Annotated in this window: 13 protein-coding genes, 1 pseudogene and 1 riboswitch; of the genes and pseudogenes, 6 read left to right on the top strand and 8 right to left on the bottom strand. The window is 38.6% G+C overall.

The window, feature by feature from the left end:
* From DUW71_RS10305 to DUW71_RS10295, 3 genes are all read right to left on the bottom strand, one after another.
* Entirely contained in the window at positions 1 to 1,359 is a 1,359-nt protein-coding gene (locus tag DUW71_RS10305) for a glucosyltransferase domain-containing protein (RefSeq protein ID WP_158583975.1), read from the bottom strand.
* A 112-nt stretch (positions 1,360 to 1,471) separates the two neighbouring features.
* Positions 1,472 to 2,707 carry a hypothetical protein gene (locus tag DUW71_RS10300; RefSeq protein ID WP_119395179.1) on the bottom strand — a complete coding sequence of 412 codons (1,236 nt, stop codon included), beginning with the start codon at positions 2,705 to 2,707 and terminating at the stop codon, positions 1,472 to 1,474.
* Entirely contained in the window at positions 2,707 to 4,128 is a 1,422-nt protein-coding gene (locus DUW71_RS10295) for a UbiA family prenyltransferase (protein WP_119395178.1), read from the bottom strand. Before DUW71_RS10295 ends, DUW71_RS10300 begins: the two co-directional genes overlap by 1 nt.
* Before the next feature lie 87 nt (positions 4,129 to 4,215).
* Positions 4,216 to 4,290, top strand: a riboswitch (cyclic di-GMP riboswitch).
* Positions 4,291 to 4,892: 602 nt separating this feature from the next.
* Between DUW71_RS10295 and DUW71_RS18100 the strand changes: the two are divergent.
* From DUW71_RS18100 to DUW71_RS18095, 6 genes and pseudogenes are all read left to right on the top strand, one after another.
* Positions 4,893 to 4,985: pseudogene (locus DUW71_RS18100) on the top strand (PEP-CTERM sorting domain-containing protein); the annotation flags it as partial.
* 103 nt (positions 4,986 to 5,088) lie between these two features.
* Positions 5,089 to 6,483 carry an exosortase/archaeosortase family protein gene (locus DUW71_RS10285; protein WP_119395177.1) on the top strand — a complete coding sequence of 465 codons (1,395 nt, stop codon included), beginning with the start codon at positions 5,089 to 5,091 and terminating at the stop codon, positions 6,481 to 6,483.
* Between the two features lie 23 nt (positions 6,484 to 6,506).
* Positions 6,507 to 8,981, top strand: a complete 2,475-nt coding sequence (locus tag DUW71_RS10280) for an RIFT barrel domain-containing protein (RefSeq protein ID WP_119395176.1) — start codon at positions 6,507 to 6,509, stop codon at positions 8,979 to 8,981.
* On the top strand, positions 8,978 to 9,562 hold the full coding sequence (locus DUW71_RS10275) for an acyltransferase (RefSeq protein WP_119395175.1): 585 nt from the start codon (positions 8,978 to 8,980) through the stop codon (positions 9,560 to 9,562). The genes DUW71_RS10280 and DUW71_RS10275 overlap by 4 nt, the downstream gene beginning before the upstream one ends.
* Before the next feature lie 151 nt (positions 9,563 to 9,713).
* Positions 9,714 to 11,690 carry a hypothetical protein gene (locus DUW71_RS10270; RefSeq protein ID WP_119395174.1) on the top strand — a complete coding sequence of 659 codons (1,977 nt, stop codon included), beginning with the start codon at positions 9,714 to 9,716 and terminating at the stop codon, positions 11,688 to 11,690.
* Positions 11,691 to 11,741: 51 nt separating this feature from the next.
* Positions 11,742 to 12,770 (top strand): acyltransferase family protein, encoded by a 1,029-nt coding sequence (locus DUW71_RS18095; protein ID WP_119395173.1) that lies wholly within the window; start codon positions 11,742 to 11,744, stop codon positions 12,768 to 12,770.
* Here DUW71_RS18095 and DUW71_RS10260 read toward each other — a convergent pair.
* From DUW71_RS10260 to DUW71_RS10240, 5 genes are read right to left on the bottom strand one after another with little or no spacing between them, the layout of a single operon-like run.
* The gene (locus DUW71_RS10260) at positions 12,753 to 13,682 is read right to left on the bottom strand and encodes a glycosyltransferase (protein WP_119395172.1); all 930 of its coding nucleotides are present in this window, start codon (positions 13,680 to 13,682) and stop codon (positions 12,753 to 12,755) included. The two genes, DUW71_RS18095 and DUW71_RS10260, sit on opposite strands and share 18 nt — an antisense overlap.
* Positions 13,663 to 14,760, bottom strand: coding sequence for a glycosyltransferase family 4 protein (locus DUW71_RS10255; RefSeq protein ID WP_119395171.1), 1,098 nt, complete (start codon positions 14,758 to 14,760; stop codon positions 13,663 to 13,665). Before DUW71_RS10255 ends, DUW71_RS10260 begins: the two co-directional genes overlap by 20 nt.
* Entirely contained in the window at positions 14,757 to 15,887 is a 1,131-nt protein-coding gene (locus DUW71_RS10250) for a glycosyltransferase family 4 protein (RefSeq protein ID WP_119395170.1), read from the bottom strand. The genes DUW71_RS10255 and DUW71_RS10250 overlap by 4 nt, the downstream gene beginning before the upstream one ends.
* Complete coding sequence (locus DUW71_RS10245) at positions 15,880 to 17,397, bottom strand: oligosaccharide flippase family protein (RefSeq protein WP_119395169.1); 1,518 nt, start codon at positions 17,395 to 17,397, stop codon at positions 15,880 to 15,882. The genes DUW71_RS10250 and DUW71_RS10245 overlap by 8 nt, the downstream gene beginning before the upstream one ends.
* Positions 17,394 to 18,476 (bottom strand): glycosyltransferase, encoded by a 1,083-nt coding sequence (locus DUW71_RS10240; RefSeq protein ID WP_119395168.1) that lies wholly within the window; start codon positions 18,474 to 18,476, stop codon positions 17,394 to 17,396. Before DUW71_RS10240 ends, DUW71_RS10245 begins: the two co-directional genes overlap by 4 nt.

The raw sequence follows: 18,476 nt of genomic DNA, 5'->3' as shown, positions 1-18,476 counted from the left end.
TTACTCCTTGTCACTTTCTACCCAATGAATATAGAGGCTGCTATCGCTTAGGTAAATTCTGTAATATGGGTTTTCTTCTTCATACATTGTAAATTCATGGTAGTTATTCGTAAAGTATTCAGTGGTTTTTCCTGTAGCAACACTCCACTCAAAATTTATATTTTGGACATACTCTCTAAGTCTGCCTGATGTTCTCCAGGCGTCTCTATTTAAGTAAGCATTAAAAGGAGTGTTTTCGGTAATTTTATACACGAATGGCGATAAAGGAACACTGCCAATACTATAAACTTCTAGTTCTTTGAATTTATATATTTTAGTGGAAATGTCATAAAAAATTGGTCTCTCAAAATCTGCTTGAATTCTGTGAGAGATTGCAACTTTACTGCTAAAAGAAAGTATAAATATCAGAGGTACTATTGATAAATAAATAAAATTTTCCCTAATAGAAGAATAGGTTAATATTATCAATGAAGCAATTATTGGGAAGTAGGGCAGACCGCGAGGTTCATTGAACTGGCTCTCTAGTAATGACATTGCGCCAATTGAAGAAACATAGATAAGTACAAGTCCTAAAATGCCAAAGACTCCGTTTTCACTATTTTTGAATAATGCAAATATTAAGATAGAGATAAATGAAATGATAGCAGGTATTGAAAAAAACCAAAAAGGGTAGAAAAATTCAATAAAAGGAATGTATGAGAGGTTAATGTTTTCGATTATAGTAATAAATATTTTATGATCTAAATTTATTATAGTGGCTCTACTTCCACCTGCCGGAAGAATTATTGATTGTAACTGGTAAAGAATTATAGCGATTGCGTATGGAATTAATGATTTTAATATTTCTACACTATCTATACCAGACTTTTTCAAATACTTTAAGAAGACTTGCAGGCCAATCAAGCCAATATAAAAATTTATAAACGGTTGATAAAGGTTTAATACAAGGAATAGTAGTAAAGACTGGATGACAAAGCTAAACCTGTGCTTTATAGGGATGCTGAAAGATAATATCGAAAAAAACAATGAAAGACTCATTCCTATACTATCAAACTTGTACAGTAAGTTTTGCAGAAGGAATGGATTAGCAACAGTGAAAATTGATATTACTATCGATTCTTTTTTATATATAATATGATTAAAATGACAATATAGAACGTAAGCACCAAAAATTATTAAGACCCCGGATAAAAACCATGTAAGCACACCAATATCCACGGCGTGTTCGATGTTATTACTTTGAAAAACAGATGTAATAGTTGCTAGATATCGCCCTAACTCATGCCATGCAAAAGCCCCTGAAAATACTCTCTCTATGTCATCTTCATAGTAAGTATTGCTTACTATGATAGGTGTCACAAATATCAAGTAGATTGCTGATATTAGAAATAGTGCTGAAATGTTTTTCCTGGACTGAAGGTCAAGAAATTTTACTATTTGATGGGGTATTGCGTTTATAGTGTTCACTCTTTTAACCCATTAACAGGTTTGTGCTTGTTAGTTTATACAGCAAGGCGGAGGAGGTGCAAATGAATAAGAATGTGAGCTGAATTTTAATGTTATTCTTAATACACATTGCTAATAGCAAGAAGGCTGCGAAGTAGAAATGTTGGCTGTAAAGGAAAGCCTCAACGCCAAAGAAGCTATGTAATATGACGTTGTAAGAAATAACTAAAAGGCATGCTGTTGATATTTTCTTCTCAGTTTCGCTTTGGGATTTTATTCTGCTTAAGCAAAATAATATAAAGGATAATGAGGCAATTGATTTAATTATTGTACTCAGATCGTTAATAGGCTTTTGTAGTGATAGCTTCAAGCAACCATTCCCATCAAAGCACTCTGTTCCTGTATTTAAATGATAATCGAAACTAAAGAACGAGTTTGCTATAGCAGCTAGCATATTTATAGAATTCTGCAAAATCACCTTGATATCAAAGTTTAGATATTGGAGTATCCAGTTGGGTTTTCCTTCATTGCCCATTTCAAATCCCATTGCTAGCTGCAATAACTTATATGAAGCGATTACAATTATTCCTACAAAAATACAGAAGATTGAAGAATTTACCCCGCTTCTAATTGATGTGTTTTGGTAGGAAAATAAAAATATAAATATAGTGATAATGTTTGTTATTGTTGTGCCCGTTGCCAGAATTGCGACTATGAAAAGTACAAAGTATTTATATTTTTCCTTTATTGTAAGCAAAGCTAATAATGATGATAGTAGTAATAGTTGGCTAATAGGAAAGGTTTCAGGTAGGCGCGAAAAAACCACATTTGAAAAGCCCATCAGAAACACTAGTGAAAGTATAAAGCTCTCAGGTTTTTTGAACTCTAGTTGGCGTAAAATGGTAAAGATAATTATTGTGCTAGCCATTGTGCAAATTGGAGCAATACTCAGCGCAATATACTCTCTAATGACCATTGGGTCCTGATGACCAAGAAATAATATTGACAGTAATGCTTCTAGCAACCTGACTGGAATGGTTATTAGTTCAATAAATGCGTGTGAAATTGCATATCGACCCCAGCCGTGAGCGAACGACATTAGGTTAGAGGGAGTGTCAGTATCAAAAAATATATCATACTCTTTTAGTAATCCAAGATCGTACCATTGAAATGCCTGAAATAGCGCGAAAACACTGTATGCAAAGCTGATTAGTAGTAAGTAAAGTAACTCTTTGGGTTTTTTGCTAAATATAGATCTCATTAAATCACCTGATTTATTGCAGCCATAAAACCGCAGAAAGCTATTGTTACTAAGCTACCCTTGTCTTTCAGAGTGAAAACAATTGGGTCATCATGCATTTCTCCTCTGTGGGTTTTTATCCACATTCTTATTAGCCAATAAGATAGCCCAGGGATTACTAGCCACAATATGCTTGGTTCGCCAATTGTAGATAATGTCGTATTGCTATTAATGTATAAACAAAACATCATGATTGAAGCCATAGATGAGGCTGTGCCGATACTCTTTAGTATTTCATAGTCGGTTGCGTTGTAATCTCGCCCTGATGCTGATTTTTTATTATTTTCACGAAGATCAATGGCCTCAGAGGAACGCTTTAATAAAGCGAGTGATAGAAATATAAATATTGAGAAACCTATTAACCAAAATGTTGGGGTTACAGATATAGCAACGGCGCCAGATATAATTCTTGAAGTGTATAGGACTGCAAGTAATACTACATCCATGCCAAAATATTTTTTAATTTTAAAAGAGTAGGAGACGGTTGCAGCAAGGTAAAACAGAATTGAAAGTAAGAAATTAAAACTCAAAATATAAGATAGTGTTAACGATACAGCGAGTAACGACGCCATAATAAATATAGCCGATGGGATATTTATTAATCCAGCTGCTATTGGACGAAAACGCTTGCTCTTGTGATTTCTATCTGAGTTTAGATCTAGTAAGTCGTTTAGTATATATGTTGAAGAGGCAATAGTAGAAAAACAAATGAAAGCTAATAAGGCGCTTGTAAAAGATTTATAATCAATGAATAAACCCGATACTAGTAAAGGTACAAAAACTAGGATATTTTTTATCCATTGATGGACTCGAAGTTGTTTAATCCAGAGTTTTAATATTTCACTATTATTGCTTTTAAATGTAATGTTTATATTTTTGGTTTTATTTTTCGAGTAATATCTAGTTGGGTCTACTAAAATGGATTTCCTGCACTCTTCAAATAATACAAGGTCATCTTTTGAATTTCCTGCATAGTCAAACACTTTGGCTTCTTGAAGAATTGCTTCTAGCTTTTTTTTAGATTTTAAATTAACTGTATCACACGAGTGGAGAGAGTGATTAAATATTTTGTATGAATTGAGAATTCCTTCAGCATGTAAACGGTTACTCGCTGTAGCTAGTACGATCTCTCGGCCCTTTGACTTCTCAGCCTCCAAGTAACTAAAGAACTCTTCATTTTTAGGTAATAACGAATAATCGACAGTTGATAATTCAGCTAAACGTTTTTTTAGATGTGGAATGCCCTTAATTAGCCATACGGGTATTAGCAGGCACTTTAAAGGATAGTTTTTGAAAGCAGAGATTAGGCTCTCATAAAGTAGGTCCGTTTTAATGAATGTGCCGTCTAGATCGACGTATAGCGGAACTGATTTTGTTCTCATTGTCCTATCCCTTGGATTAATTTTTGAGCGGATTCTATCATGTAAATTATTTCGGTCTAGTGATAAATAAATGGCATAGAAAATGCATAGAAAGGGTGCCAAACCACATGCGAGTGTGGGACGGAAAGCCACGGGTCTCTCGAAGATAGCCGAGCTGCACGGAAAGCAACCACCTTACACGGAATTCAAACATGAACATTAAATCTCTACTTGTAGGCGCTGCGTTAACAGCAGCATCTTCATTTGCACTTGCGGGTCCTACTCTTGACCAGGTACTACCTGGCGAAGACGCAGTTCGCGATAACCACGCTGAAGTATTTGAGTTAGCTGATACAGCGGTAGAAAGCTACTTCGCTTTGCGTTTAGATGCATCATTGGGTACCAATCAGGTACTAGGTATCTACTCTTTCGACGTGGATGCTTTGGGCACTGTAAGCGTTCTAGATTCGCTTGACGTTCTTGAGCAAGGCGAGTTTTTCGAAGAAGTCGAGTTCGATTTAGCTAATGGCACTGCTTCTGTAAACAACGGCGGCACTGTTCTACAAGCGAACATTGGCAAGCGTTTCGGTTTCTACGTAAGAACTGCAAATGAAACTTTCTACTCTCATGCTAGCCTGAACAATGGCGTTGATGCATTAGCTTCTTACACTACTCAAGGCACTAATGGTCCTAACGCTAGCTCACTAGACGTTGTACTTGCTTGGGAAACTAACCTTGACGCAAACAACTCTTTCCAAGATCTAGTAGTTGGTGTTCACGACATCGTTGCGGTACCAGAGCCAGGTACACTAGCACTTCTAGGCCTAGGCCTTGCTGGTCTTGGTGTTGCACGTCGTCGCACTAAGAAAACAGCTTAATTTTTAACTCAGGTTAAAAATGATGCGGAAGGGTAGGCTTGCCTACCCTTCTTTCTGTTAGCAAGTTCCTTTACAGTAGTGCAAACCTTCAAAGTACCCAGCCATGACAACGCGTTTTTCTACCAATGCCATTGGGCAAAGTTCACTGCTGTTAGTTATTCCGACACTACTATTTTTTCCTTCTTTACTAGATTTAGTACCAGTTTGGTTAACCTTCGACCAAAACATCGCACACGGACTATTTGCTGCGCTGATGTTCGTGTTTTTGTTGGTGAAGCGGCCAGCTGAGCAAACTAAGCTAGCGCCAACCTCACTGTTAGCTGTGTTGGGATTCTTTACATTCTATGTGGCATGGTTTGTGGTAAGTGTCGCTAATATCGACACCCTTGTGTATGTTTTGCTACCGGCCGTACTTTTTATGCTGTTTGCTGCATTGTTAGGCTGGCAAACCGCTTGGGCATACAAAGCTCACATCTTCACATTGCTGCTGGCGATGCCAATCTGGCAGGACCTAATTCCTTACCTAGTATTAGTAGCTACCTTTGTTGTAACGAATGTTGTGGGCTTACTTAATATCACGGCCTACATTCAGGGCAGTAATATCGAGCTGCCGTATGGCGTGCTCTACATTGCCGATGGCTGCTCGGGTGTAAGGTACTTTGCAATTTCATTACTCCTAGCAAATACCATTGCTGTGCTTAATAGCTATCGCCTGAAAGGTTGGTTAGTAACATTGGCTATTGGTGCAATGTTAGGGTTGTTGATCAACTGGGTTCGTATTATTGCCCTAGTGCTAATTGGCTACTACACACAAATGCAAAGTAGCTTAGTGGCCGATCACGAACTATTTGGCTGGGTGGTATTTGCTGTCATTGCTTTGCCCGCTCTGTATTTTGCACCGCATGTTGCTGCCAAAAGTAGTAACTTGGCAACCTATGCTGGAGTACGTTTTACCAAACCTAAAATTTGGTTATTAAGCTCAACGATTGTACTGAGCTGCTTTCTTTTAGTAATTGAACAACTACCCACCATCCAAAAGCCGCAATTTCAGCTACAAACTACAACACCACTCGTAGCACTCGACAGTACTTCCGATGACCAGTTCACTAGCCAAATATTTAATGCACCAACTGGCGAAACAATTGAAGTAAGGCAGTACCAGCGAAGTAAACGAGCTGAAAAGCTAGTGCCCTATGTTGCGCCGATTTATAGCGATAAAAAATGGACGCGCTTAGAAACCTTCGTCATCAATGGTTCAAAAGTAGATGTGATGATGAACCGAGTAACCAATAAGCGTGAAGTGTATACGGTAGGTTATCAACTAGAGCAGAGGCGCTTTAATAGCTACCGTGATGTGAAGCTTTGGCAAATTCCGGCTTCATTTACACTAGACCAAAGGTTTGCTTTGTTGGTAGTAAAACAAGAATGTAGGATAATTACTTGCGAACAAACCGCAGCGCGCATCACGCAAACGCTTAACAGTTTGCAACTGCAGTAAACACACTATTATCAGGGATCGAAATGACAGCATTATTTTCAGCGACCCGCCCTCTGGCCGTGAACCCTTCGCAGTTCAGTCAATTTGGCGTGCCTTTCGAGCAAGGGGTATTGCGATCTCCAGAATATTTGTACTTAAGAACAGAGCAAGACGAATGCATTAAATTCCATGCGGAAGTTACCATGCGTTGGCCCGACGACAGCATTCGCTGGCTGCTCATTCGCACTAATGCCTTCAACAAGATTGATGTCGAAATTGGCTCAGAAACAAATCCCCTTGTGCAAACAAAGATTGAACGCCAAAGCGATGTTCCAGAATTTGAATTTCACGGCTCAACAGTGAAATTAACCGCCTGCAAAACAGGGCTACAGCTTGATAGTTATGGTACTACTTCCATATTGCTGCATGCACAAGACAAGCTTCAAACAATTACGCCTACAGAGTATGAAACGGTACGATACGGCGACATAGTTACCTGCGTTGAAATAAAAGGCACCAACCAGAACACCAAGCTAAATGTTCACCAAGTTTATGAGTTTTGGCACGAACAAAAGCTGCTTAAAGCAACGGTAGGCATTCACAACCCGCAACGTGCAAGGCACCCAGGTGGTTTGTGGGACTTAGGTGATGAAGGTTCTGTGTTATTCGAATCATTAGACTTAGCCTTTAACCTTAAAGAACCGACTGATCACTACCAGCTAAAACTAGATAGCGCTAGTGAATGGTTAACGGGTAGTGATGTATCGGTATATCAAGCAAGCAGTGGCAAGCAAAACTGGAATAGTGTTAACCACGTTAACCGGCACAACAAAGTTGTGTTGCCATTTCAAGGTTACGAATGTTCAGTTAACAATGAAGAACAATTAACCCAACGAATTGCAGGGCAAGCAAGCCCAATAGTAAAAGCTGGCAATTTAACCATTACTCAAGAAAAGTTTTGGCAAAACTTCCCTTCCAAGGTTACTGCTAACAATAACGGCATTACGCTCGGTTTATTTCCAAAAACTAACGACCTTCATGAACTTCAAGGCGGTGAGCGTAAGTACCAAACTGCCTACCTGAGCCTTGAAGGCACTAGCCTAGACTGGGTAGAGCAAACTAACCCAGTACAGATTCCGCCAGAGTACTACGAAAAAACACAGGCGTTCCCTTGGTTTAGTACAGAAGACGAAGACCCAAGATGGCGAGTACTGATTGACCAAGCAATTGAAGGTGACAATAACTTTTTTGCTAAACGAGACATTATAGACGAGTACGGCTGGCGCAATTTCGGCGAGCTATATGCCGACCACGAAACGCTCTACCAACCGGAAGGCGAACCGCCACTAGTCAGCCACTATAACAATCAGTACGACCCAATTTATGGCTTCGTTCGCCAGTTTGCCTTAAACGGTGACCCTAGGTGGTTTGAGCTGCACGACGACTTAGCAAAACATGTAGTAGATATTGATATCTACCACACTAGCGAAGACAGAGTTGAGTACAACAACGGCCTGTTCTGGCACACCGATCACTACCTACCAGCCCACACTGTTACGCATAGAACTTTCAGTAAACATAACGATACCAGTTCTACCCCTGGGCAAACGGGCGGAGGGCCTGCGGCAGAACACTGCTACAGCATGGGGCTGATGTACCACTATTTGCTTACTGGAAACACCAGTTCAAAAGAAGCCGTTAATGAACTAGCGGATTGGCTAACCATTACTCACGATGAAGCCTATTGTTTTCTACAAGCACTACTTTCGGTAAAGAAAAAAGAACTTACCAAAATCAAAAAGCTTAAACGCGGTGAAAGTGTACTGCAGTATAAGTACCCCTTTACCCGGGGTACGGGTAACTATTTGAATACTTTACTCGACGCCTACTTATTAGACCCAAGTACAAACCGAGCTACACAAATAGGCGAGGTGCTTTTTCAGACCATTGGCCCATATGACGATATAGCCGCAAGAAACCTTAAAGACGTTGAAGTGGGTTGGCACTACCTTGTACTGCTTGCTGCCTGCATTCGTATTGTAGACACCCTGGCAGAAGAGCATGCAGACACAAAACAGTATGCCAACGCATGTTTAAAACACTACGGCGAATGGATGGTAAAGCACGAAACCACCTTCCTAAGTGATACCGAACAGCTTGAGTTTCCAAACGATACTTGGGCAGCGCAAGATATTCGTAAAGCATTCATTTTTAGCTACCTAAACGAAACTAAGCTCGTACCGAATAAACGTGGCGAAGAGTTTAAAAGTTACGTACTGAACCACTTACTAAGCTCCGAAACAAAGCACTTTGCACGGATAATCGTGTTACTGCTGCAAAATCACTTCAGTGCACAGTTTTGGCAAGAAGTTCAAGCAATCACTCTAACTCAAAGGGAAACAAGCCAACTTGCCACCCAAGCTAGCTTAACGAAAGCGGCTGCCAGAAAACTCCTGACGGGGCTTAGAAATGTATCGATTGCTAATGAAAAAAAATGGATTGAAGCGAGAAAATCATGAAAAAGTACCTAAAACTGCTGTTTAGGGGCCTGTTCTTTCTACTTGCACTCCCTGTGTGCATTATGTTCTGGCTACTAGCAGCCGTTTCGAACAAAGACGCTACCTTTGCAGGATTCTCACAAGCCTTAAGCCTAATTCCAGGAAAAATAGGCGTGTACTACCGAGCTGCGTTTTACTCCACTGTTTGTAAAAACGTGCATCGAGACATAGTGGTTGGCTTCCTCACAGTGTTTTCCCACTACGATATTGAGATAGAAGAAGGTGTTTACATTGGGCCCCAGTGCAACATTGGAATGTGCAGGATAGGAAAAGATGCATTAGTGGGAAGTGGTGTGCATATTTTAAGTGGTAAAGAGCAGCATTCCTTTGAGGAAAAGGATGTACCAATTCAACAGCAAAAAGGACAGTATAAAAAAGTATCTATCGGTACCAACTGCTGGATAGGAAACCAAGCCACCGTGCTTGATAATATCGAGCGCGATTGCGTAGTTGGAGCTGGTTCAGTTGTGGTACACAGTAGTTTCAAAACTGGTGATATTGTAGCAGGTAATCCAGCACGCAAGATAAAAAGTAGAATATGACTATAGCCAATATTATGACAAGGTAGTGTCAATTATATGCTGTCATTCTGGCAACGAAGTAGATTTGTAAAGTTCTCAAATATTCTAAACGTGTTAATCAGTGGATATAGGCTAAGTTAGTTGTGAGTGAGTTGATAACCTGGAGATTAATATGAAAGCAAGTTGTAAATCGATAATTATATCGCTGTTCAGTGTTATATACATCTGTCTATTTTCTATGTCTGCGTTGGCAGTAGGCCCCACGCTAGCCTTTTCCGACTTAACAGATGGTCCAAACAATGGACTAGGAGATGGCTTTGGAGATGGTACCATCATTACAGTTTGGGGGCATGGGTTGGGTGTAATTGAAGGCAAGGCCTTCTTAGAGGGAAATGATGGAACTAAATACCAAGCGAGCCATATATATTACTGGCGCAAAGCTGACGGCAACTTACCAGGAGGCCCTGCCAACTTGTACAAAAGTCACCGCCTATACGAAGTAGCATTTTCAATCAGCGCAGACACACCTTTAGGTAGCTACAAAATTGTACTGGAAACTGACTCCGGGAAGTTTACTAGTAACTCACTTGATTTCGAAGTTAGGCCCGGACGTATTAGACACGTTAAGCCGGACGGAAACAACTATGAAGGTGAAGGGTCATTCTCTAACCCATGGCAGTTTGTAAATGGTCGTGCTCATCAAGCATTGACTCCTGGCCGATTCGCACGAGGGTTGGTTCAGGAAGGAGACATTGTCTATACACATGGTGTTGTCGAATCGGTTGCCAACTACCCTCATGCAGACGGCTTCGATAAAGAAGCTATCGTTCTGACTGGTTGGAAAGGGTCTGACAAAAATAGAATGGCGCTCGTGTCTTACCCTAACACAAGATCAATAGCACGAGGTGATGCCGTTGGAATCGATTCATACGAATCTTCTTATGTTGTTGTTTCAAAATACCAGCTTGAAGCTGGTTCATTCATAGACCCTCTTGATGATAGCCCAACTAGAACAGAACCACCTTCTGCTTACCAAATAAGTGGAATACAACACGGCCGAATCGTTGGCAACCTAATGATTGACAAAGAGGGCTGGTGCACTAACGGCGCAGCTGGCGCTATTGTTGCAGGTAGCGAAAAAGCTGAAGGATTGAAAGCGTTAGGCAATCACATATTTGATGTAGGTTGTCGTCAAACCTCACACTTTCAACATACAATTTACTGGACTATTAGAAACCCAAATAATATCAAAATCGAGCCTTGGGAGTTCTCTTGGAACTTTCTTGAAGACAATAAAGCCCGTAATGGGATACACATGTACGATGAAGTACGTGGTGGCACGCAGTGCAGTGACTTTGTAAGTGGTTCAAAAATTAATATTCACAATAATGTTGTGGTCAATCAACGTGGTGCTGGAATATTTGTTGGCACTAGCTCCAGAATACAAGAAGATGGTAGTCATCCTCCATGCTGGACAGCAGACTTTGATATTGCGAACAACGTTCTGATCAATGTTGGGTTAGGGCCTGTAGCAGAAGTGTTAAATGGTACAGCTCCCTACGGTATTAGCCTTGGAGGTACGGTAGGTGGTAATTTCACAGTCCGCAACAATGCTGTTTTTGGCGTTTCCGATGAGGGCTCAAGGTCATATCTTCGGGATGGGGAAGTGTGGACTTCTAGCCCAGCTATTGTCGCTCACTCGGGAGAAGGGTTTTCTACATTAACCGTTAAGAATAATGTTTTTGTTGCTGACTACCCCATGACATTGCTAGAAACAGATGATCCTACTGCTATTAGGAAAAATAATAACTGGTATTTACTACCTCACCCAGAATTAAGTAGCGAAAACTTGAATACTTATATGGGCGATATAAATATAGAGAACTATGTCAATCCTAATATTGAAAAAGATGGGTATTATCTGAATTATGCTGCTAAGCCGAAAATTGAAAATATAGAACAAAATTCTCAAGAATCCATAACTCTTGAAAACTATAGTGATCCCATCGTGCCAGATGTGTCTGAGAACCAGTTAGGTATATACGGTGGGTTTATTAAAGATGGCACCTTAGGCCCTATAGGGAAGTTTATGTCTCCGCCTAAAGCACCGATTGTTGCAACCCCTCCACCCACGCCAGTGGTTAGGTAACCTTTATATCGTGAAAAAGGAGAAAAGGGGCGGAAAACCGCCCCTATTATTATGGAAAGGAAATACTATCAAAACCTTGATATTTTAAGGTTCTTTTGTGCTGTCTACGTGTGTCTGTTTCACTATTCATGGAAAAATGATGAGCTAACTAGCTTTTTTGATTCTGGTTGGATAGGCGTGCAGATATTCTTTATTATTTCAGGAATTGTAATAAGCGAATCTATCACTGGAAGAGACTTAAGAGGATTTGTTAAGTCAAGGATTATTAGAATTTATCCTACCTTAGTGGTATGTACTCTTACTAACTCAATATTGTATCTCCTTTATCATGGTGATTTTTCTAAGTCATTTAGTCTTTCAATCAATAGTATAATTCTGTTTGTTGATAGTGATTATATTGCAAGTGCATATTGGACTTTGCCAGTAGAGATTTCGTTTTATACATTGATCGCAATAATATTTTTTAAGCAAAATATAAACGCCAAAAATTATATCTTTATGCTGGGGCTTGTTAGTGGTGCTTACAATTTATGTAATTATTTAGGGTTGCAAACTGAGTTGTACGATATTTATTTCGAAACAGGATTGGCTAATATAACCCTTCTACGTCATGGGATATACTTTTCGATTGGTTTTTTCATGGCAGAGTTTCTTCGCTCTGGTAAAGGTATTTCGTTAGTACTCATCTTCTCATTGCTATCAATTATAGAGATATTGGACCGTAGTTTAAGGATTAGCACTCACGCTGAAAGTAGCCCTCTAAGTATATTTCTTGTGTCTGTCTTTGTTTTTACTTCTGGGTTGCTTTTCCTAGTGAAGCTGTCGAATCATTGTTATAGGTCACCGAGATTGTCCAAATTATTAAGGTTGTTAGGCCTTATAACATTCCCATTGTATTTGCTGCATGAAAATATTGGGTCTCTAGTTATATCAAGTGTAGTTAAAATTACGGATATACAGTTTATAATCCTTGCTTTACCAGTGCTGTGTTCAATATTTATAGCATATTTATGCCTTAATATTGAAAAATATTTACGAAGAAATATTATTCTTGTTTCTAGATTAAGATCTATTTCGTGATATCGTGAAAATAGAGAGTGTCCTAGATAATAAGTATATGCTCATTATTGAGCTGGTTATTAATCTGAATTGGCTTCTAAATTTTACTTTGGTTGCGATTAATAATGTAATAACGTAAATTAATATGAAAACAAACGAGGGAACCCACTTGTGTAGAGTTAGCATTGTGAATGCTAGGGTCACTGTTATAGATGTACCAATTGACAATATCGCGACTTTACTAGTAATAAAATTATTGAAAGTTTTTATGTCAGATTTTCCATGCCAAGATTCTCTGTGGATAAAGTCTTTAATTGTTCTAGGGTATCCATAATGAAGCGCGATCATATTTTTGGGGGCGTGACTTATATTACGACCGAGCTTTAGGTATCTTTGGCAAAAGTCATAGTCCTCAGAAGTGATCAGCTCTTCATTAAAGCCACCTAGCTCCTGAAAAATACTAGAGCTTACAATAAGATGACCAGAATTTATGTAGTTTGGGCTATTCTCTAGCTCTAATAAACAAAACCAATTTTTATCAATCCAGGTATCACCAGGAGCTTTGACTCTATTTCCAGTAAGCTCAACTCCTTGGTTATTTTTCAAAAAATCAAAGAAAACATCACTCCAGTCATTAGCTAGACATATATCAGCATCTATAAAAACAATATAGTCTGTCGGAAGTAATTTATTAACACCATAGTTTCTAAGCTGAGAGATATTATAACCTTCCTTAATGTAATAGGTGCAGTCTAAACGTCGAAGAATGTCAATAGTGTTGTCTGTGGAGCCATTATCAACTACCACTACTTCCTTCGGTTGATTCAACTGCGATCTAATCCCTTGGATTGTACGCTCAATATTCGGTTCTTCATTTAAGCAAGGTATTACAATAGAGTAAGTAGGCTTCATTCTAGGAGACCGCTGCTTCATAGATAGGCTTCATAATAGCGTTGCGTGATTCTATAGAAAACTTAGAACGAGCAGTTTGCAGTGCTCCAGATCCTATTTTCTTTCTAAAATCACTATCGAGTATTAATTTTCGTAACTCCTGATAAAGAGTATCATTCAAATTATTATGAAATTGCGTATTTAGCTCGTTAATCATGTATCCTTTCGAGTTAATAATATAATCAGAATCTTTGATATCCAAAAGCACTCCATTTTCACCATTGTCAATCATTTCAGGAATTGCGCTGATATTTGTTGCTATAACTGGGATGCCATATGCCATTGCTTCTTGAATTGAAAAACCCCATGACTCTTGGTAAGTTGGGCAAAGATAGATGTCTGTCTCTGGCAAGATCGAATTCATCAGCTCGTCGCGTGGTACAAAAGATATTTCCATATCTTCCGAGCTATCAATAAGTTCTATATACTTCTTTTCTAGGTCCTTATTATTTGTTTGGAATACACGAGGTGCGCAAATTTTTAACTTCAGTTGTGGGAACTCCTTTTTTAGTTCCAAAAACACCTCCACCACATTGGCTCCACCCTTTCGCAAAAATTCACCAACGAAAAGAAGGTTTTTAACCTCACTATTAAATTTAATCTTTTCATCAGGTACCCGGCGAACAACAGGGTAAACGACGGAGCATTTCTGGATGATTAATTCATTAGAAACTGAACCGTATGATTTTAGCGATTCCATACCGTGCTGGCTTTTGAATAATAAGTTTTTAAAATTATTTCTTTTTAGCAGCGATTCGATAAACAGCATTTTGGCAAATCGAGGTGTAGGGATGCCAAATAGGTCAAAAGTGCCGGCAGAGGAAAGTCGAGCTGGTGTAAAAATCCAAGGTTTATTGGTTAATACTGGAAATATGGGAGCTTCAATGACATCGTGCTCATCCCCTTTAACATAACCGTATACACCTTTCGCCGGTGTCTTAAATATCTTGCTAGTCCATCTAGTGTTCATATCTACCGGGGAATAAGTTATTCCAGCAGGCGGTAAGGATGTGTATTCTTGTGCTATGCCGTGATATTCAGTTATACCAACTTTAATCATTTCACTTCCTCAATAATATCTTCTAAACGTTTTGCAAGAATTGACCAGTCATAAGTACGCTCTACATGTTCCCTTGCCGCGATACCCATTTCAGTAAGAGTTGCCCTATTTTTGTAAATTTCCAGAAGTTTTTCAGAAATATTTTCAGGGGTGATTGCATTGACTGAAAAGCCAGTTTTACCGCTTTCAAAAGTTTCTAGGACACCGCCACTTTCACCGGATAGAACTGGCTTCCCGCAGGCTTGAGCTTCCAAGTAAACTAAGCCAAACCCTTCATCATCGCTACCAATACGCCGGTTAGTCATAGCAAATAGATCGCATGCCTGGTAATGAGCCAATATTTCACTATCCTCTAACGCACCGTGAAGATTAACTAATTCGTGAGCGCTATTTTTCTCGATTGCGCCCTTAATTGCCGCTCGATCAGGACCATCACCAACAATATCGTATTGTATATCCGTTATGCCATGAAAATCACGAAGGTGAGCAATGGCTTCAATAAGATAGTCTTGCCCCTTTCTTTGTTGTAACCTACCGACTGTTAGAATTTTGAATTTATTACAAGTGTTGATATTAGTTTCGCTGGGCCTGAAATAGTCAGTATCCACGCCGGGGTTAAGTACTACCAGTTTCTTACTGAATTTAGGCCAATGTTTTTCAATGATTGATTTTGTGTTCTTACTATTACAAATAATAGTATCAGAGTTCTTTAATACAGTACTTACTATTGCACTATGTTCTCGGCTCTGTCTCGCGGTAAGTACATCTTCACCATGGATATAAGATACCATAGAGATACCTAGAAACTTCTTTGCTAAAAGGGCCATAGCTCCTTCAGGTATTGCCCGACCGAGATGTAGTTGCTTGGTTTTGTGCTTTCTGCAAACCGATAGAACCTTAAAAGATGATCGAATATAATAAACCAGGCCTCTAAAATTCATTACTCCCCACTGGTCTGAGCCAAGATTATATGGTGTTATGTTACCTTCATTAATCCTTCTTTCATGGCATCCAACTAAGTAATGTACGTTAGCATTAGATACTCTGCTGTATATTTCTTTGAACCAACGCCCACTACCCCCATGAGTAGGTGGGAAGATTTCTGAAACTAGTAGTATATTATTCATTTCTTAATCCTGGTATTCGGAGAAGAATTTTATTCTTAATGAATTTATATTCTTCGGTTTTTTGGGATGTCAAAATAATGGCTATGTATACAGAAGAATATAATGTTAGTGTAAATAAAAATATGATTGATGATGCTACTAAGCATTGAAAAAAGCCAATGTTCGAAAGTTCTGAGTAATTATCAAGTTTGGCTACGTAAAAAGATTGATAGTCTGTTAAATATTTAACTGCATAGGCGCAAGCCGAAGAAACTATAATTGGGAAAACTACAACTTTTAATCGAACGGCTGAGATCCCAAGACGCACATAACATATGATAATAAGTGTAGGTATTAATATTGCTTCTGAAAGAAACCTTGCCCATGCTAATTTTACTAAATCAGTAGTAAATATAACGGATACGGGTATTATTAATAGAACCACAAATAAACTTAATAGCTCCCAGATAAATATATCTTTTACTCGCCCTACTGAAGTAAGTGCTGCATTTGTTACAAATGGCAATGCTGCTAGGAAAATAACAGGTGATATTGCTTGCAAAATGCCTGGCGCGCTCGGCCAGTTGCTTCCTAGTAGAATGTATGCGGTTAATTCAGGAAAGAAATATATGTATGCAGCAATAGGGGCTGTTAAACTCGCTATAAATGTTAATGTTATATTAACTTTGGTAGCCAGCTCAGTAATGTTGTTTTTAGCGTGACTAAAAGAAGCTAGCAGTGGCTCCGTTATAGGGCGCAATATTTCTAATATTATTAAAAGTACGTTGTTCTTGATGCTTCCATATTCACCTAAAGCTTCCGTTCCTATGATTTTGGATATATAAAATGAATCTGATTGGGATCTAATATAGCCTAGTATTCCTTTTGATAGCATCCATTTGCTAAAATTCATTTGCTCTCGTACCCTAGAGATATCGAGCCTAGGTCTATAATTAGAGAATTTATAAGTGGACAGCAAAAAAAACGCCCAATATGTCATGTCTGCCACAATGAAAGCCCAATAGCTTTTATATTTCAAAGCAATTAAAACCAACATAATTGTAGAAAATAGCCTGCTTATCACTTGGTACTTTGTAATGTCTAAATACTTATGCTGTTTCCTGAGTAAGAATAGGCCAGGATTTTGCAATGCCTCAAATAGTAAAATTAGTCCGAGAACTCTTATTGCTAAAGTTAAATTAGTGTCCTCTACTATCAAATCTATAAATGGTGCTGTAATAAAAAGAATAAAATATAAAGATCCTTTCAAGACTATATCAAGTGTCCAGGCGCTATTTATGTCGTTTTCGCTCGGATTATCCTTTGAAATAATGTACTGATCACTGCCTGATACTGCCAATATATTAAATAGTTGAATTACAATGGTACAGAAGATTATAATTCCAAACTCGTCAGGTGTGAGCACCCTGGCTAATATCATTAGGACTATTAAACCAATTATCTTTTGAAAAAGCTTAGCAAATAGTAGTATGCTAGAAGACTTAATTAGGGAGTTTAGATTGACACTCATTTGTATAGCCTCGCATAGTCATTTGACATTTTATCGCGGCTATAATGTTTTTGGAATAATGCTTTGTTGTTCTTTGATATCCTTGAGTATAGAGCCTTATCCTTTATTAGCTTTGTAGTTTTCTCAATAAGTTCATAAGGGTTGTGGGGGGTGACTAGAAACCCGTTTACCTCATTTTGGAGTATTTCAGGTGTTCCTCCAACGTTACTTGCGATAACAGGAATGCCAGCAGAATAAGCTTCAAGAATCGTCATGGAAGTGCCTTCTGTGAAACTTGTAAGCCAGAATAAATCTGAATTTATATAGAATTTACTCGTATCTTTATGGAATCCAGAGAAAGTGACGTAGGAGCTAATTCCTAATTGCTCCGATTCTATTTTAAGTTTATCAAGGTTTTTCCCATCTCCTACAAAGTTCAAAGTAACAAACGGAAATTCTTTAATTAGTTTTGCAAACGCCCGCAGTTGCATACTTTGGTTTTTATTATCGTCCATGCGAGCAACACAGAGGATCCGAATATGCTTGTCAGGTAACTGCTTAATTGTTGTTAATTTTTCGCATACAGGTGCTACACCATTATAAATGACGTAAATTCTCTTTTCATCAACAAACTCATATTTTGCCAGAGCTTCTTTGGTTGCTTTAGATATACAAGTTATTTGGTCTGTGGAACTAAAAAGTACTTTGTTTATAAAGTATGCTTTTATGCGTTTTTTGTCAGGGTGGTGCCTACCATGTTCAGTGAAAATATGTTTAACGTTATTCCTGATCGAAGAAAATGCAGCATAAACAAAAGGAGTGTATTGATGAGAGTGTATGTGAGTTATCCCTCTATTGCGAATTAGTTGTCTTAATTTAAAAACGGTAGCAAAATTAAACTTGGTTCCTCTATCAAGTTGGTGGATAACTACGCCACGTTCTTGTAACTGTTTACCTTTGTCCCCAATTTCGTTGTCTAAGCATACAATCTCATGGACTAAACAATTATCGATTCTTCGTGTTCCTTCAATGATGTTTTCGATGACAGACTCAGTACCGCCAATCCCCATGTTGAAGGTTATGTGCAAAACTTTGTTCAT

It is taken from the genome of Salinibius halmophilus, from assembly GCF_003577475.1.
GTDB classification, from domain to species: Bacteria; Pseudomonadota; Gammaproteobacteria; order Pseudomonadales; family Natronospirillaceae; genus Salinibius; species Salinibius halmophilus.
This window is presented reverse-complemented; position numbering and strand designations above follow the sequence as displayed.

What these genes read in the sequence shown, in the direction of transcription:
- DUW71_RS10300 (WP_119395179.1), bottom strand. Translation starts at nt 2,707, where the DNA reads ATGAGATCTATATTTAGCAAAAAACCCAAAGAGTTACTTTACTTACTA.
- DUW71_RS10295 (WP_119395178.1), bottom strand. Translation starts at nt 4,128, where the DNA reads ATGAGAACAAAATCAGTTCCGCTATACGTCGATCTAGACGGCACATTC.
- DUW71_RS10285 (WP_119395177.1), top strand. Translation starts at nt 5,089, where the DNA reads ATGACAACGCGTTTTTCTACCAATGCCATTGGGCAAAGTTCACTGCTG.
- DUW71_RS10280 (WP_119395176.1), top strand. Translation starts at nt 6,507, where the DNA reads ATGACAGCATTATTTTCAGCGACCCGCCCTCTGGCCGTGAACCCTTCG.
- DUW71_RS10275 (WP_119395175.1), top strand. Translation starts at nt 8,978, where the DNA reads ATGAAAAAGTACCTAAAACTGCTGTTTAGGGGCCTGTTCTTTCTACTT.
- DUW71_RS10270 (WP_119395174.1), top strand. Translation starts at nt 9,714, where the DNA reads ATGAAAGCAAGTTGTAAATCGATAATTATATCGCTGTTCAGTGTTATA.
- DUW71_RS18095 (WP_119395173.1), top strand. Translation starts at nt 11,742, where the DNA reads ATGGAAAGGAAATACTATCAAAACCTTGATATTTTAAGGTTCTTTTGT.
- DUW71_RS10260 (WP_119395172.1), bottom strand. Translation starts at nt 13,682, where the DNA reads ATGAAGCAGCGGTCTCCTAGAATGAAGCCTACTTACTCTATTGTAATA.
- DUW71_RS10255 (WP_119395171.1), bottom strand. Translation starts at nt 14,760, where the DNA reads ATGATTAAAGTTGGTATAACTGAATATCACGGCATAGCACAAGAATAC.
- DUW71_RS10250 (WP_119395170.1), bottom strand. Translation starts at nt 15,887, where the DNA reads ATGAATAATATACTACTAGTTTCAGAAATCTTCCCACCTACTCATGGG.
- DUW71_RS10245 (WP_119395169.1), bottom strand. Translation starts at nt 17,397, where the DNA reads ATGAGTGTCAATCTAAACTCCCTAATTAAGTCTTCTAGCATACTACTA.
- DUW71_RS10240 (WP_119395168.1), bottom strand. Translation starts at nt 18,476, where the DNA reads ATGAACAAAGTTTTGCACATAACCTTCAACATGGGGATTGGCGGTACT.